This window comes from Shewanella sp. M-Br, from assembly GCF_036245925.1.
Classification (GTDB): Bacteria; Pseudomonadota; Gammaproteobacteria; order Enterobacterales; family Shewanellaceae; genus Shewanella; species Shewanella oncorhynchi.
The window spans coordinates 1-14,996 of the sequence record NZ_BJBV01000028.1; the positions used below are offsets into that span (position 1 = coordinate 1).

Below are 14,996 nucleotides of genomic sequence, written 5' to 3' on the forward strand. Positions count from 1 at the left end.
TGTGGATAATCCGTCCCAGTGATGCTATCGCTCAAATGGTTATCGTCATAGCCGGCCATCCCAATTCCTACGAGTGTACGTTATTGTTATTCGGATCAGTCCGAGATAATTTTAATCTCTTGGCTTGTAGCTGACGCCCTATCCCTACTGGTAACGTCTATCTTTTTCTCGTCCTAATTGACTTAATATCGTTTATATTGAAGTATTTATTATTAAGCAGATACTTAAATTCCAAGAATGATTGAAATTGAGTAATTTGCCCCAAGATCGTCTTAAGTGCTGCAGTTTTGTAGCGTCCATCAATGAGGTCTATGCCATGCTTTATGATTTAACGGTTGTACAATTTAGCAAGATGCTGAAAAATTTAAGCGTTATTCTTGAAAAAGGCGAATGCTTCGCAAACCTCAAGAAAGTTGATATGGCGGTGCTATTAAACTCACGTTTAGCGCCGGATCAATTCAATCTTATTCGCCAAGTTCAAATTGCCTGTGATACTGCCAAAATTGGCGTAGCACGTTTGACTGATAACTTAGATACAGTGCCAAAGCATGATGATAGTGAGACGACGCTGGCTGAGTTGCAAGCGCGTATTAGCTCAGTTTTGGATTATTTAGCAACGTTTAAAGCGGATGATTTTGCTAATGCGGCCACGATCCATGTCTCACAACCACGATGGGAAGGAAAATATCTTACAGGTTATGAGTTTGCCATTGAGCATGCTATTCCGAACATTTACTTCCATGTAACAACAGCCTACGCGATTTTGCGCCACAACGGTGTTGAAATTGGCAAGAAAGATTACCTCGGCGCTATGCCATATAAGTCGTAAATCTAGGCTAGATGTAGTACTGTTGCGTAGCCTAATTGTTGCGCAGCAGCGCTTTGCCGCTCGAGCTTACCAACCTTTCTGCATTACTACCTGTTCTTTCTCTACCTATGTTATGCCGCTTTGTCGCCGTGAAATTTAGGACTCGTTAGGGTTCTGTTGCGTCGATGAAGTCAATCAATACTCAGTTTTTCATTTCGACCTTATGTCTCGATCATCTTCATCCTATCAGCATGTATTTAATCTTGTTGGCTTAGATGAATGATATGGACCGTAAGTTTATGAGTCGCCAAATTATCTGTTACTTAAATAGTGAATGGCGAATTGACTCATTATAGATGACCTGTTTTTTCGTCTAGAGCAGGGATTTACTGGAAGAGCCTATTTAAGGTTCTAATTAAAGGAGTTAGCTATGTCTATCGAATCTCAAGCCGTCGAGAGTCCTACGGATGCAACGACAACTGATTTACCGATGAAGAGCAAGAAAGCCAAAAAAGCCGCCATTACCAGTGGTTTGCGTCTCAAAGACAAGTTGACCCAAGACACTCGCCGCCGAATTGAAATTCTGCACGAGCAACGCCAACTATCCAATCGTTTCGGTGTGGATATTGAAATTGACTAAAGCCATCGGCTTGTCGCTAAGTATTGGATATCACATTTAGATATTTAGCCCGCATGTACAGCTTCACGACGTCCGTCGTGGAGCTTGCTCTCTTAACTTAGCAACTTTGCTGACTCAATTTATACTCCATAATCGTGACCATCTCGCCTTTATAATCTTCCAGTGAAATCATTGACCAACCCAGCGTTCGATAAAAATCGGCTTTATCTGCAGTAAACAAATAGATTTTCTGTAAACCAATCGCTCTAGCATGCTCAACGACGGCATTGACTAGCAACTTACCTAATCCTTTATTTCGATGGTCTGCATTCACATACACATTGGCGAGCCACGGGCTTAAGTCAGTTCGGCTGTCCATATCTGCGATGATTAATGAAGATGATCCCATCACTTGATTTGCCTGTTCGCAGATAAACATCTTGGGGATGGCGGCGTCAGTTAAATACTCGTTCATTTCCTCAATCAACGTAGTGACTGAAGCATCCGCAGAACTCAAATGTGCCCATGCTTGATGATGCCACTCCGCCAATTGTGGAATGTGTTGCGGGGCAGATTTTAGGTCGATAACTTTCATATAAATCTCTGGGCTTGTGTTATGCAAAGGGCTTCATGGTGCGACATTATGGCGCGAATACTTAAGTCCGTTCGCTGGTCTGAATGATTTGGCGACAGGATTAATTAAGCACGGTTTGGCTGAGTATACCGCTTAACTTGGGATCGGCAGAAATATGCTGGCTTCGAGTCCACCCTGTTTCGCGTGGCTAAAACTGAGTTCGCCCTGATAACTGTCGACGATATCTTTGCAGATAGACAATCCTAAACCATGGCCTTGGATGCTTTCATCTAGTCGAATGCCGCGCTCAATGATAACTGACAGCGCGGCATCGGAGACGCCTTCGCCATCATCACTCACTTCTATCCCATAGCCTGTGGTTGGCACGTTCTGCTGACTAATACGGATCTCAATGTTCTTGCGGCCATGCTTGCAGGCATTATCCAGCAAGTTGCCTAAGAGTTCGAGTAAGTCATCCCGATCAAACGGCATCACTAAACCGCTCGCGTAATCGCTGTGAATAATGCGGTCTGGGTAAATACGCTGCATTACTTTGATTAGCGGCGCAAGATCGTCATCGAGCACGGTATAACGCCCTGGAGTGGACAGGCCGACAATCTTAGTGCGCTTAAGCTCTCTCTCGATGATGTGGTGCAGGTTTGCGAGCACCTTGCCGCCCTCACTTTGCTGTTCAGGTGGAAGGCTTTCTAGGTAGGACTGCAGCCCTTGTAACGGACGTTTCATTTCGTGGGCTAAGTTACCCAAGGCATTACGGGAGCGTTGTACTCGCTGGCCCAATTGATTGACTAAACGATCTATCTCTTCGATCAGTGGGACTATCTCGCTTGGCACTTGGTCAGGATTGATTTCTTGCCCTTGGGTGCGCATTTGCCGGATAGCTTCTGGCATCTGCTCTAAAGGTTTAAAACCGCGTTTAAGTAATTGATACTGTGCTATTAATAGAATAACAATCGTGAGCAACACGGCTGCGCTGGCAAAGGCTAAAAACTGCACTTGGGTTTGTTCAAGCGAGCTAATATCTTCTGTCACCCACAGAGTAACTAATTGATCATCTTTGATAACGGCCTGACTGAACATCAGCCAGTGTTCTTTGCTGACAAACTCAGTGGCTTGGTGTTGCTCACCAGCGGTCAGTTTTGGCATGTTCACGTTATGGTCGAAAAGGGATCGTGAACGCAGGGTTTGCTCGCCGATTTGAATTGCAAAATAATGCCCAGAATTAACCCTGTGGTACACATTGGGCAAGCGATCGGTGGTGAGCGCCCATGTGCCATCGGGATTATGATTCAGGGCGGAGATCAGACTGTCGGCATCGTGTTGTAGACGCGAAGCGACAAAGTCTTGGGTTAATATTTGGATGCCTTGGTATAGAAAATACAATAACAGCACCATGGCAAAGGTGAGCGTGATCAGCAGATTGCGCGTCAGATAACCCTTGAGTGAATACACGCCTTTACTCCTTGAGTCGATAACCTTGGCCGCGGCGGGTTTCGATATAATCCTTGCCTAAGCGTTGGCGCAGGCGGTTGACGTACACTTCGATGACATTGCTGTCTTTGATTTGATCTTCTTCGTAAATGCGTTCACTGAGCTCTGACTTAGAGACGATCTTGCTGGGATTGACCATTAAGTAATGCAGCAGACGATATTCAATCTTAGTCAGTTCTATCACTTCACCATCAACATTGGTGACGGCTTGTTTGTCGACATCGAGGGAGACGCCTGCATGCTGCAACATATTGTCGGCACGGCCAAAGTGGCGGCGGATCAACACTTCGAGCCTTGCGAGTAGTTCTTCAATGTGAAAAGGCTTACCGAGGTAATCATCCGCACCCGCCTTGAGGCCGTCGACCCGCTCGTGCCACGCATCACGTGCGGTGAGGATCAGCACTGGCATGGCTAAGCCTTTTTGTCGCCATTGGCCGAGGACTTGTAAACCGGGTTTGCCGGGTAAACCGAGATCGAGGATCACGGCTTCGAAGTTTTCTTCTTCGCCTAAAAAGGCGCCATCAATACCGTTATCGGCGTGCTCGACGGTATAACCCGCCTTGTTAAGGGCGGGAATGAGGCGCGCGACCAGATCGGTATCATCTTCAATCAATAGCAAACGCATCAGTCGACCTTTTCCTTTAGCCACTCGCCGGTTTTGGCGTCAATCTTGATTTCATACACTATGCCATCCTCGCGGAGGATTTCGAGCTCGTAGATGATACGACCATGTTTCTGCTCGACTTCGAGATCGAGTAACCGTCCCTTTAGCCGTGATTCATAGCGTTGCATTATGGTGTCGAAGGGCAAAACTTTGCCCTCCTTAACCCACTCGACCACCTTGCTGGAAAGATCATCGTCGTGGGCATTGCAGCTGGGGCTGCTAATCATCCCAACGGCCAAAGCCAGGAATATTAACGGTATCTTCATCGAATATGCCCTTCTCTGCGAGGTTGTGACAATTGCTGCATTGACTGAATGAGCCGACTTTGGGGTTATCTTGCACCATACGTCTTGGGATCTCATCGTGTTTGCGAATAAAAAATGCCTGTTCTGTGATCTTCTGCGGCCCAGAACCTACGAGCAGCGGCGTGCTGTTTTTCATCACCTTACCATTTTGCGCTGCATGTTGAACCAGATATTCCTCAATTCTGGCAGTGACTTGAGGTTCTAGACTGGCGTTGTCACCAAAGTGATTATCAAGATTTGCGGTAATGGCGCGCCACTTGTCGGCGGGGAGTAAGTTTGCGGGATAAGCCATGTGGCAGCTACCACATTCCGCCGTGTATTCCGCATTCTGTGGAATGGCGCGGCTGAGCTCGCGGCCATCGTCCGCATAGCCTGTGCCAGTTAAGGTTAGGCTGATGCCGATAACGCCAATGGCTAATGCCGCGGCTGTGAGTGATGAGCCGAGGAGCCAGCTAATAGGGTGTGCTTGTTGAGTCATGACATCTTCCTTTTTGTGCCGTTACCTTCTGTGGAAGGTATTGAAATTAATTGATCTAATTAAATGAGCTAATTAAATGAGCTAATTGAATGAGTGATACGGTCGACATTTGGCGGTTATTGCAGGCTTAACCAGAGTAAGGCATCGCCTTTTTCCTGCGGCGTGCAGTCGCGTTTAAAGGTCCAGTTACAGTTACGGGTAAACCATTTCTCGATTTTGGCTGAGTCGGTTAACCGATCTGCGGTAATCGACGGCGCCATAGGGTCAATGGGTTTACGGGTATTTTGGTGCATGCCCATGTCGGTGACTTTGGCGGTATGGCAACTGGCGCAGCTGCGACCGTCCATGTCCTGTAGCCAAAGCTTTTGTCCTGCGGCGGCGCTAAAGGGTCCTGCGCCTTGGGCTTGATAGCGTTGCAGTTGAGTGCCAATACGCTCGGCGCTAAGAGGCAGGCTTTGCACTTTACTGTTGGCGGCGCTAACGCTAAGGCTAGTCAGCAGCAAGGTGGAAATCGCGACGATAGCAAGGCGACTTTTATTCGTGTGTTTGGTTAATCTGTTCATAGGGCATTCCTTTTGGGCTGGATATCTTATTGCTAAGCAAAATGGCTAATGGATTAATCTTTTTGTTCCACAGGGCGTTGTTTCTTGCCCGTGACCATGGCTCTGACTAAGTTTTCTTTGTGTAACAGGCTGCTGACGATGACGCCGCCAACATGGATGACCACAAGGAACACGGTGAAGTTGGCAAAGAATTCATGGACTTCTTTTATGGCGCCTTCGGGCCAAGTGGCGAAAAAGCTCGTAGCTAATGGGCCGTGTCCGTCGGTTGCGTACAGAGCCATGCCTGAGAATCCCGTGATGGCTATGCTGGCAATCAAGGCCACTATCATCATTGCCCCAGCGGGGTTATGGCCTATGTAGTCTTTGGCTTTGCCCGTGACGAGTCCTTTGATGTACACCAGCACTTCTTTAGGGCGAGTGATAAAGTTGCTAAAGCGCGCATTGTGGGTACCCATCACGCCCCACAGCAGGCGAAACACCAGTAAAATTAAGATGCTATAACCTGCGTAACTGTGGATGGTCATCCATTCGTCTTCGCCTTCAGTGAGGTAGGCTAAGGTAAAAAAGCCGACGAGTGACCAATGGAATATGCGGATCAACAGGTCCCAGACTTTGATGGTTTGCAGTGTGTTTGATGACATGGTGTGACGCTCCTAAGTGGGTTTAGGTGTAGGCTACTTAACCCAAACTTAAACCTCGCTTAAATTTTGAGGCGCGAACATTTGTCGAATTGATGGGTTTGAGTGGCGCGCTTGCTCGGGTGGTGAGCCTTAAATGTCAACGAGAACTCACTTGTTAACCTATTGGTATTACGGTAGATTCTTCCACCTCAATCGAGTGAAGTTAGGGATTAACTTATTTATGTCTACCGCCGTTATTCGCGCTTTTATCAGCCGCAATCCGAGTCGTAAATCCTTTTGTATTTATGCCGTTTTATTATTTTTGACTGAAGTCTTAATCGCTTTATATGCACCTGCGGGTTTTATTCGTGGTTTTGTGGGTGATGTATTGGTGGTGATCTTACTGTTTTGTATGGTGCGGGCTGTCGTTCCGGTTGACAGCCCAGCAGAAAAGTCCCTAGCACAAAACACAGGCGAGGGCATGAAGCGTTTTTTTCAAACTCCTTGGTTGGCGTTTTCGGTATTGCTGTTTGCCTTTGCTATCGAGTTTGGCCAATATTGGGGCTTAGTCGATAAGCTGGGCTTGGGCGGAAATCGTTTGGCGCGAATAGTGATAGGTAGCCATTTTGATCCACTCGATCTCGTGGCGTATTTTGTCGGCTATTTGATCTTACTGGGCTGTTATTGGAAAAGCCGTCAGTCCTAGTGATTTGAATTTGCAAGAGCCGCGTGACGTGTGTTTTCGCGGATAGGTAGGCGAAATAGGTAGGCGAGATAAGTGGGGTAAGAGATGCAGCCGATAACGGCATTTTCACTGCTAACAGCACGTACTGATGGCTTTGAGCTTAATCCACTGAAAATACCTTTGTATTTCAATAGCCAACCTACTCACTCCTTTATTGCAGGGCTAGTGATTGAAGGTCAATATCGCTGCGTTTTACCCAATAAAACCTCGGGGTATTTGGTCATCACTTCTTTTGATTGTCCCTTCGAAGAATCGACCGAGTTTAGTCTGCTTGATGAAGGGTTTAAGCTCATTGCGACAACCTCTTTGGCGCAAATGTACGATTCTTTTCTGCTTTATGCCCATTGGCCTATGACGGATAACCGACTGAGGTTGCACTATTACGGTCAGTTTGTGCTGGATTTAGTGATGACAACGGGCAGTTCTTGGTTACCTTTTCAGCCAAAACTTAAACTGGTTGAAGTTGTCGATCCCCAAAGCGATCCACAAACAGCCTCATCTCTTGCTGAATTAGCTCAGCGTTTAGCGCGGATTGATAATATAAACTGAGTGAGGTTTGAATTAAATTCAGTTAAAAAAGAAAGGGCTATTCGCCCTTTCATGTTTATCACTTGTATCTATTACTCATGCGGAAAGTTTTATAAGCTTGCTTACAAAGACGTTTAAAAACCTAATAAAAGCTTCCTCACATCAGCTTGTTTGAGCACCAAAACCTTAGAAGAAACCTAAAGGATTCACATCGTAACTCACCAAGAGATTCTTAGTATTTTGATAGTGGTTGAGCATCATCTTATGGGTTTCGCGGCCAATACCGGATTTTTTGTATCCACCAAAGGCGGCATGGGCAGGATAGGCGTGGTAACAGTTAATCCAAACGCGGCCCGCTTGAATACCGCGTCCCATACGTTGAGCCCTGTTCATGTCCCGTGTCCACACACCAGCGCCTAGGCCGTACTCAGTATCGTTGGCGATCGCTAAGGCTTCGGCTTCATCTTTAAAGGTGGTGACTGAAATGACGGGGCCGAAGATCTCCTCTTGGAAGATACGCATCTTATTGTGGCCTTTCATAATCGTCGGGCTGATGTAATAACCTTCGCTTTGGCCGCCATCGAGTTGGCAAAGTGTGCCGCCCAGTAGCACCTGCGCACCTTCAGCCTTACCTATGGCTAAGTAACTTAAGATTTTATCGAACTGTTCTTTAGAGGCTTGAGCGCCAACTTGAGTGTCGGTATCTAATGGATCGCCTTGCTTAATGGTTTGCGCACGGGCGAGTACTTTCTCGATAAAGCGATCGAAAATCGACTCTTGGACTAACACCCGTGATGGGCAAGTACAGACTTCGCCTTGGTTAAAGAAGGCCAGCAACATACCTTCGACGGCCTTATTTAAATATTCGTCTTCATGGTCCATCACATCGGCAAAAAACACGTTGGGCGACTTGCCGCCAAGCTCAACGGTCGATGGAATTAAGGATTCGGCGGCGCATTTTAAAATGTGATAGCCAATTTCGGTGGAGCCCGTAAATGCCAATTTAGCGATGCGTTTGCTGGTGGCCAATGCTTGTCCCGCCTCCGCGCCAAAGCCGTTGACTACGTTAAGAATACCCGCAGGTAATAGGTCTTCAATCAGTTCGAGCAAGACCAGAATCGAGACTGGTGTTTGCTCCGCAGGTTTGAGTACCACACAGTTACCCGCCGCCAGCGCAGGGGCGATTTTCCATGCCGCCATCAAGAGCGGGAAGTTCCAAGGAATGATCTGCCCGACCACGCCCAGCGGTTCTGGGAAGTGATAGCTGACTGTGTTGCCGTCGATATCGGCGGCGCTGCCTTCCTGTGCACGGATGCAACCCGCAAAGTAGCGGAAGTGATCGACGAATAAGGGCAAGTCGGCATTTAAGGTTTCACGCACCGCTTTACCGTTTTCCCAGGTTTCGGCGACGGCTAAATATTCGAGGTTTTGCTCGACCCGATCGGCAATGCGCAGTAACAGGTTTGAACGCTCGGTGACTGAGGTCTTACCCCATGCTTCTTTGGCTGCGTGGGCGGCATCTAATGCTAATTCAATATCTTGGGCATCGGAGCGTGGGATTTGGCAAAAGTTTTGGCCATTCACGGGGGAGCGATTGTCGAAGTATTTGCCATTGACTGGGGCGACCCATTTTCCGCCGATAAAGTTAGCGTATTTTTCTTTGAAGTTAACGATTGCGCCTGCGGTTCCGGGTTGAGCATAAATCATAGAATCATTCCTTCTTGTTGATTAGCTTAGTGTTCTCTAACGTAACACTTGAGACTTGCATACCTAAGGTGCATCGCAAGGAGAGTGCCAAACTGGCAAGAGTTGTACACTTGTTGTGCTAACAGTATGATGAAAAGCTAATTTTGCAGATTTGAAAAAGTATGGGCACTCAGGGAGTGAGGTGTGTCCTGTGGTCACTTTGTCATCGATCGGTACACTCAAGTGTGCCGAAACGGAACACAGCTCGGGGGCGCACGGCTATGACAGTTAAACCGCATTTACCATCGACACAGGCGTGGTTGGCCGATTCGTGGCAGCGCAGCATTGGCGCTGGCTTGTCTGAGTTTCAGTTACCCCAAGAGCTTAGGCTCGATGCCAGTGAACTAAAGCAGAAACATGAGCAATATCAAATGCTCATCGCATTAGTGCAATCCCATGCCTTGCCTTTGTTCAATCAGTTGATGGCGCATTCTAATAGCCGACTCTTGCTCAGCGATGCCGAGGGTTATGTGCTTAGGCACTGGGGCGTGAGCCGCTACTCCACAAAATTGGCGGACGTGGCTTTGGATATCGGGGTGAATTGGCTTGAGCAGCACAAGGGCACCAATGCGATAGGGACGGCACTTACCGCCAAACAAGCAGTATCTGTGGTGGGTGAGCAACATTTTATTCGCCAGAACCGTTTTATGAGTTGCACTGCTTGCCCGATATTTTCCCCCCAAGGTGAGATGCTCGGGGTGATTGATATCACCAGCGAGCAGCAAAGGCACACCCAGCAGACGCTGATGTTAGTGTCCAGTTTGGCGCAGCAGGTCGAGATCGCGCTTTTGTGCCATCTGCCCGATAGTCATTATCGAATCGATTTAGCGGCGCAGCCAAATCTGTTGAATTCGGGTTGGCAGGGCATAGTGATTGCCGATAGTGATGGTCGCATCGTGGGTTGTAATCCCATGGCGAAACAATTGCTTAATCATGCCAAGGTGGGCGATGCCGTCGAACAGTACTTAGGCGATAATTGGAGCCGTGCGGGTGGCTTTAATCAACATTTAGCTTTGCATTTACAGACTCAATCCTTAAATATTCCCAGCGCCAAGGGTCGAGTTGCGATTAGCAATAAATCGCTCAATCAATTGGGGGTTCGGTTTCGCGATCCTCTATTAGAACGCGCTTGGCAACATGCCAATAAGGTTATCACCAAGCAAATTCCGCTGCTAGTGCTCGGAGAAACGGGCGTCGGTAAAGAGCAGTTTGTTAAAAAGCTCCATGCCCAGAGTGCGCGTCGCACCGAGCCTTTAGTGGCAGTGAACTGCGCCGCATTGCCCGCCGAATTAGTCGAATCTGAACTTTTTGGTTATCAGGCAGGCGCTTTTACTGGGGCAAACCGCACTGGATTTATCGGTAAAATTCGCCAAGCTCACGGCGGCTTTTTATTTTTAGATGAGATCGGTGAAATGCCGCTGGCGGCCCAGAGTCGTTTACTGAGGGTACTGCAGGAGCGCGAAGTGGTACCCGTTGGCAGTAATCAAAGTTTTAAAGTTGATATTCAAATCATTGCCGCGACCCATATGGATTTAGAACAACAGGTGACTCAAGGGCTGTTTCGACAGGATTTATTCTATCGATTAAATGGTCTACAAGTGCGTTTGCCTGCGCTGCGGGAGCGGCTGGATATCGAGCGTATTATCCATAAATTGCATCGTAAACATCGTATCGCCGCGCAGGATATCTGCCCAGAACTGTTAGGGAAAATGATGCAATACGACTGGCCGGGGAATTTGCGTGAGCTGGATAACCTCATGCAAGTCGCTTGCTTGATGGCAGAAGGAGACAATACCCTCAATTGGCAACATTTACCCGATTATCTGGCGGCCAAACTCACATGCGAGCCGTTAAAAGGAGACCTGTTACAAGCTGAATCTTTATGTGATGAATTTAAGGAGGTAAGTGGTCAACCTTCTGCATCACCCCTGCCAAGTGGTAAGTTCGCTGTAGAGCCGAATGTCACAAAAGTTCAATCGGATTCCCTAAATGAGGCGATTTATAGCAATGTGCTGCAGGCATACCAAGCCTGTAATGGCAATGTGAGCCAATGCGCTAAGCGTTTAGGGATCAGCCGTAATGCCTTGTACCGTCGATTAAAACAGATGGGGCTTAAGGATTAATGCTAGCTTACGGCTCTTGTTACGAAGCTCAATTAATCGCCAAATATCTCCTAACCACCCCATGTTTATCCACTTCGCAATAGACTAAAACCGAGAGGTTTTAGTCTACAATCTCTAGCTTCAGTATCTGACAATGTGACTTTTTGTTGTTGCCAATTTATGTCTAATAGGTTTTATTGATTGATATAATCGATAAAGATCGCTTCTTCTAATCACAAATTCAGAACTATACTGCGGGCAGGCAGAAAAGAGCTTGGCGTTATGCATAGAAGAGGAACTGTTATGCATCTTACTAAAAGCCTTTTAATTATTTCTATGGGTCTGACATTGAATGTACAGGCTCAAACTTTACCAACAAATACCCTGACACGTGACAATGGTGCACCTGTGGGTGATAACCAAAACTCGACCACAGCGGGCAGTAATGGCAGCGTGTTATTGCAAGATGTGCAGCTTATCCAGAAGCTACAACGCTTTGCCCGTGAACGTATTCCTGAGCGTGTCGTCCACGCCAGAGGCACAGGTGTCCATGGTGAGTTTGTATCGAGTGGCGATTTTAGTAACCTAACCCAAGCTGCACCCTTTGCACAAAAAGGTAAAGTGACGCCCGTATTTGTGCGCTTTTCTACCGTGATTCACTCGAAAGGTTCGCCAGAAACGCTGCGTGATCCCCGAGGGTTTGCGACCAAATTTTATTCGGACCAAGGTAACTGGGACTTAGTGGGTAATAACTTACCCGTATTCTTCATTCGCGATGCGATCAAGTTTCCTGACATGGTGCATTCACTCAAACCATCGCCAGTGACCAATATGCAAGATCCGAATCGTTTCTTCGATTTTTTCAGTCACGAAGCGGGTTCAACCCATATGTTGACTCAGGTTTACAGTAACTTAGGTGTACCTGCCAGTTATCGTGAAATGGACGGTTTCGGTGTGCATGCGTACAAATTTGTGAATCGAGATAACCAAGTTAAATACGTGAAATTTAACTGGAAGAGTCTGCAAGGTGTTAAAGGCTTACGACCCGATGAAGTGGTTAAAGTCCAAGGGCAAAACTTTAACCATTTAACTGATGATCTTTATAGTGAGATCAACAAGGGTAACTATCCTAAGTGGGATCTGTACGTTCAATTACTCGACCCGACTGAGCTTAATAAGTTTGATTACAACCCGTTAGACGCCACTAAGGTGTGGCTAGATGTGCCAGAACAAAAAGTGGGCACTATGACGCTGAACCGCATGCCTGCAAACTTCTTCCAAGAGACTGAGCAAGCGGCATTTGCGCCATCGAATTTGATCCCTGGGATTGAGCCTTCGGAAGACAGATTACTGCAAGGCCGCATGTTCTCCTACGCCGATACTCAGCTGTATCGACTCGGCGCGAATTTGTCGCAATTGCCGATTAATAAACCCTTAGTGGCGGTGGCAAACCACAACCAAGAAGGTGCGGGCAATATGGGGCATACCCAGTCCGATGTGAACTATCAACCGAGCGTACATTTAGCCTTGGCCGAAGATAATCGTTATCGTGCGGTAACAACTGTGCTGACGGGGACTGTGCAACAAACGGCTATTAGCAAGCAGGATAACTTTAGCCAAGCGGGCGTCTTTTATCGCAGCTTGAGCAAGCAAGATAGAGCAGATCTGATCACTAACTTGGCCGGTGACTTAGGCAAAGTGAACGATACCAATGTGAAACATCAGATGCTCAGTCACTTTTATCGTGCAGACCCAGAGTTTGGTGAGCGTTTAACCAAGGCCGTAAAGGGTGATCTGGCCGAGGTTAAACAGCGTTCAATCTGATGTCGTTATTTTTAGGACTGTTTTGGTCGCAGAGATTTGCGCGTTAACTGTCCGAATCCAGTAAGTCCCGCAAGACGTAAACAAGCTCTTTTCTGCCCAGTTTAAGAGAGCGTCTTGCGGGCATTTCGTCACGTCTCATTGTTTAAATCTCTATTTTAGCTGTGCTGGGAGCCATTGATGAAACACACTATTGCTATCTTATTATTGATTATTGTGGCCCTGAGTATGTCGGTGGCAATGGGGGCGGGTTCGCTTCAAGCGCCATTGGTTACACCCGCAACTGTCAGTCAAACGGACGAGCCCGATACCGCACAAGTACAATTGCTGGTGGACTACTTTTTTGCTGCAGCGCGTACCGGCGATATCACAGTGCTTGAGCATTTTCTCGATGCGGGCTTCCCTATTGACCAGAGAAATAGTCAAACCTATACCGCGCTAATGGTGGCGGCCTATAACGGCCAAGAGGCTGCAACGGATTTATTGCTTGAGCATGGTGCTAATGCTTGTTTGCAAGATAAGCGTGGTAATACGGCAATGATGGGCGCAGTGATTAAGGCCGAATTCACTATCGTAAAGCGGCTATACGCGAAAGAATGCGATGCGAACCTAACGAATAATGCCGGAATGACCTTGACTGAGTTTGCCCGCTACTGGGGTCAAAGCGGCGCTTTACAGCAGGCGAGTTTAAAGCAATAAAGACGCTAGATCTTGCCATCTCTTGCGCTCGATCACTCTGGGTCATTATCTTTAATCTGTTTAGATCTCAGCATTTACTATTAGCAATAAGTCTGCTTGTTAATGATGTCTATGCCTTTTATGGTAACTTTTTGAATATCGTTTAATACGGTTTGGCCTTCGGAGAGCGATTTATGTTTGATGCCTTACTACTGACGCAAGAAGATAAACGTACGTTTGCTCAAGTTTCACAAATCACAGAAGCTGATTTGCCAGAAGGGGAAGTCTTGGTTGATGTCGCCTATTCCTCGCTGAATTATAAAGATGGTTTAGCTGTGACGGGTGCTGGCAAAATCATTCGCCAGTTTCCTATGGTACCAGGCATCGATTTTGCGGGCGTGGTGCGCGAATCGACTGATGCGAGATACCAAGTTGGCGATCAGGTGATTTTGACGGGCTGGGGCGTGGGCGAAAACCACTGGGGTGGTATGGCGCAAAAAGCGCGAGTTAAAGCCGACTGGCTGGTGCCCATGCCGCAAGGTTGTGATGCCGCTAAATCCATGATGATAGGCACTGCTGGGCTTACGGCGATGTTGTGCGTGCAAGCGCTGCAACAGGCTGGGATAACACCGCAAAGTGGGGATATTCTTGTCACAGGTGCCAGTGGTGGTGTGGGTTCTGTGGCGGTGACTTTGCTCGCCAATGCTGGCTATCGTGTGGTCGCCTGCAGTGGTCGAGTTGAACAGAATGCGCCTTTATTGAAGGAGCTTGGCGCCTCAGAAGTGATTGATCGCAGTGAACTTGAACAGGATGCTAAGCCGCTTGAGGCGCAGCGCTGGGCGGGTGTGGTCGATACCGTTGGCAACAAGATCCTCGCCAAAGCATTAGCGCAAATGCAATACGGTGGCGCCGCCGCTATCTGTGGTTTAGCGGGTGGTTTTGCATTACCAACAACCGTTATGCCGTTTATTTTACGGGGTGTTAGCCTACTGGGAATCGACTCCGTTTCTTGTCCATTTAAGAAGCGAAAAGCGGCGTGGGAAGCTGTGATTAAAGCACTACCCGAACATTTTTATCAGCAAGCTTGTCAGCAGATATCACTGGCAGAGGTGCCTGATTTCGCGAATAAAATTATCCAAGGTCAAGTCACCGGACGTGTATTAGTTAAGCTGTAATCCCGTTTCCTACGTTTTAACACGATGGCAACACTGAGGTGTTGCCAATTACGACTAAACC

At 47.5% G+C, this 14,996-nt stretch carries 16 protein-coding genes; 8 read left to right on the top strand and 8 right to left on the bottom strand.

Translation table 11 applies throughout. From position 1 onward, the window contains the following. The first annotated feature begins 316 nt into the window (after positions 1-316). A complete protein-coding gene (locus tag AAA952_RS19635; protein ID WP_063885021.1) occupies positions 317-829 on the top strand; it encodes a DUF1993 domain-containing protein in 513 nt (170 codons plus the stop codon). Between the two features lie 409 nt (positions 830-1,238). Next, positions 1,239-1,448 carry a hypothetical protein gene (locus AAA952_RS19640; RefSeq protein WP_105251048.1) on the top strand — a complete coding sequence of 70 codons (210 nt, stop codon included), beginning with the start codon at positions 1,239-1,241 and terminating at the stop codon, positions 1,446-1,448. 97 nt (positions 1,449-1,545) lie between these two features. Here the strand turns inward: AAA952_RS19640 and AAA952_RS19645 are convergent, their stop codons facing one another. The 7 genes from AAA952_RS19645 to AAA952_RS19675 form a co-directional block, all read right to left on the bottom strand. Continuing rightward, a complete protein-coding gene (locus tag AAA952_RS19645; protein ID WP_338258992.1) occupies positions 1,546-2,022 on the bottom strand; it encodes a GNAT family N-acetyltransferase in 477 nt (158 codons plus the stop codon). Positions 2,023-2,154: 132 nt separating this feature from the next. After that, entirely contained in the window at positions 2,155-3,471 is a 1,317-nt protein-coding gene (locus AAA952_RS19650; protein WP_338258993.1) for a sensor histidine kinase, read from the bottom strand. Between the two features lie 4 nt (positions 3,472-3,475). Continuing rightward, positions 3,476-4,135 carry a response regulator transcription factor gene (locus AAA952_RS19655; protein ID WP_338258995.1) on the bottom strand — a complete coding sequence of 220 codons (660 nt, stop codon included), beginning with the start codon at positions 4,133-4,135 and terminating at the stop codon, positions 3,476-3,478. Next, on the bottom strand, positions 4,135-4,401 hold the full coding sequence (locus tag AAA952_RS19660) for a PepSY domain-containing protein (RefSeq protein WP_338258997.1): 267 nt from the start codon (positions 4,399-4,401) through the stop codon (positions 4,135-4,137). Before AAA952_RS19660 ends, AAA952_RS19655 begins: the two co-directional genes overlap by 1 nt. Beyond that, the gene (locus AAA952_RS19665; RefSeq protein WP_263186283.1) at positions 4,394-4,957 is read right to left on the bottom strand and encodes a diheme cytochrome c; all 564 of its coding nucleotides are present in this window, start codon (positions 4,955-4,957) and stop codon (positions 4,394-4,396) included. The genes AAA952_RS19660 and AAA952_RS19665 overlap by 8 nt, the downstream gene beginning before the upstream one ends. 116 nt (positions 4,958-5,073) lie before the next feature. After that, entirely contained in the window at positions 5,074-5,520 is a 447-nt protein-coding gene (locus AAA952_RS19670; RefSeq protein WP_338259000.1) for a DUF1924 domain-containing protein, read from the bottom strand. A gap of 53 nt (positions 5,521-5,573) precedes the next feature. Next, positions 5,574-6,161, bottom strand: a complete 588-nt coding sequence (locus AAA952_RS19675; protein WP_338259002.1) for a cytochrome b/b6 domain-containing protein — start codon at positions 6,159-6,161, stop codon at positions 5,574-5,576. A gap of 220 nt (positions 6,162-6,381) precedes the next feature. Between AAA952_RS19675 and AAA952_RS19680 the strand changes: the two genes are divergently transcribed. Next, positions 6,382-6,846, top strand: a complete 465-nt coding sequence (locus AAA952_RS19680; protein WP_198572478.1) for a ribosomal maturation YjgA family protein — start codon at positions 6,382-6,384, stop codon at positions 6,844-6,846. A gap of 84 nt (positions 6,847-6,930) precedes the next feature. Further along, positions 6,931-7,434 (top strand): hypothetical protein, encoded by a 504-nt coding sequence (locus AAA952_RS19685; protein ID WP_338259004.1) that lies wholly within the window; start codon positions 6,931-6,933, stop codon positions 7,432-7,434. 165 nt (positions 7,435-7,599) lie between these two features. On the opposite strand, the gene exaC is transcribed toward AAA952_RS19685, so the two are convergent. Continuing rightward, entirely contained in the window at positions 7,600-9,120 is a 1,521-nt protein-coding gene (exaC, locus tag AAA952_RS19690; protein WP_338259006.1) for an acetaldehyde dehydrogenase ExaC, read from the bottom strand. A 260-nt stretch (positions 9,121-9,380) separates the two neighbouring features. On the opposite strand from exaC, the gene AAA952_RS19695 reads away from it, so the two are divergent. The 4 genes from AAA952_RS19695 to acuI all read left to right on the top strand — a co-directional run bounded on the left by AAA952_RS19695 (position 9,381) and on the right by acuI (position 14,935). Then, positions 9,381-11,282: a sigma-54-dependent Fis family transcriptional regulator gene (locus AAA952_RS19695; protein ID WP_338259007.1), complete on the top strand. Its 1,902-nt coding sequence runs from the start codon at positions 9,381-9,383 to the stop codon at positions 11,280-11,282. 282 nt (positions 11,283-11,564) lie between these two features. After that, entirely contained in the window at positions 11,565-13,085 is a 1,521-nt protein-coding gene (locus AAA952_RS19700; RefSeq protein ID WP_338259009.1) for a catalase, read from the top strand. 177 nt (positions 13,086-13,262) lie between these two features. Continuing rightward, positions 13,263-13,781: an ankyrin repeat domain-containing protein gene (locus tag AAA952_RS19705; RefSeq protein WP_105251059.1), complete on the top strand. Its 519-nt coding sequence runs from the start codon at positions 13,263-13,265 to the stop codon at positions 13,779-13,781. A 173-nt stretch (positions 13,782-13,954) separates the two neighbouring features. Next, a complete protein-coding gene (gene acuI / locus AAA952_RS19710) occupies positions 13,955-14,935 on the top strand; it encodes an acrylyl-CoA reductase (NADPH) (protein ID WP_338259012.1) in 981 nt (326 codons plus the stop codon). Positions 14,936-14,996 lie beyond the last annotated feature (61 nt).

Bases quoted from the DNA above. Each gene is read 5' to 3' on its own strand.
- AAA952_RS19635 (WP_063885021.1), top strand. From the start codon at position 317: ATGCTTTATGATTTAACGGTTGTACAATTTAGCAAGATGCTGAAAAAT.
- AAA952_RS19640 (WP_105251048.1), top strand. From the start codon at position 1,239: ATGTCTATCGAATCTCAAGCCGTCGAGAGTCCTACGGATGCAACGACA.
- AAA952_RS19645 (WP_338258992.1), bottom strand. From the start codon at position 2,022: ATGAAAGTTATCGACCTAAAATCTGCCCCGCAACACATTCCACAATTG.
- AAA952_RS19655 (WP_338258995.1), bottom strand. From the start codon at position 4,135: ATGCGTTTGCTATTGATTGAAGATGATACCGATCTGGTCGCGCGCCTC.
- AAA952_RS19660 (WP_338258997.1), bottom strand. From the start codon at position 4,401: ATGATTAGCAGCCCCAGCTGCAATGCCCACGACGATGATCTTTCCAGC.
- AAA952_RS19665 (WP_263186283.1), bottom strand. From the start codon at position 4,957: ATGACTCAACAAGCACACCCTATTAGCTGGCTCCTCGGCTCATCACTC.
- AAA952_RS19670 (WP_338259000.1), bottom strand. From the start codon at position 5,520: ATGAACAGATTAACCAAACACACGAATAAAAGTCGCCTTGCTATCGTC.
- AAA952_RS19675 (WP_338259002.1), bottom strand. From the start codon at position 6,161: ATGTCATCAAACACACTGCAAACCATCAAAGTCTGGGACCTGTTGATC.
- AAA952_RS19680 (WP_198572478.1), top strand. From the start codon at position 6,382: ATGTCTACCGCCGTTATTCGCGCTTTTATCAGCCGCAATCCGAGTCGT.
- AAA952_RS19685 (WP_338259004.1), top strand. From the start codon at position 6,931: ATGCAGCCGATAACGGCATTTTCACTGCTAACAGCACGTACTGATGGC.
- exaC (WP_338259006.1), bottom strand. From the start codon at position 9,120: ATGATTTATGCTCAACCCGGAACCGCAGGCGCAATCGTTAACTTCAAA.
- AAA952_RS19695 (WP_338259007.1), top strand. From the start codon at position 9,381: ATGACAGTTAAACCGCATTTACCATCGACACAGGCGTGGTTGGCCGAT.
- AAA952_RS19700 (WP_338259009.1), top strand. From the start codon at position 11,565: ATGCATCTTACTAAAAGCCTTTTAATTATTTCTATGGGTCTGACATTG.
- AAA952_RS19705 (WP_105251059.1), top strand. From the start codon at position 13,263: ATGAAACACACTATTGCTATCTTATTATTGATTATTGTGGCCCTGAGT.
- acuI (WP_338259012.1), top strand. From the start codon at position 13,955: ATGTTTGATGCCTTACTACTGACGCAAGAAGATAAACGTACGTTTGCT.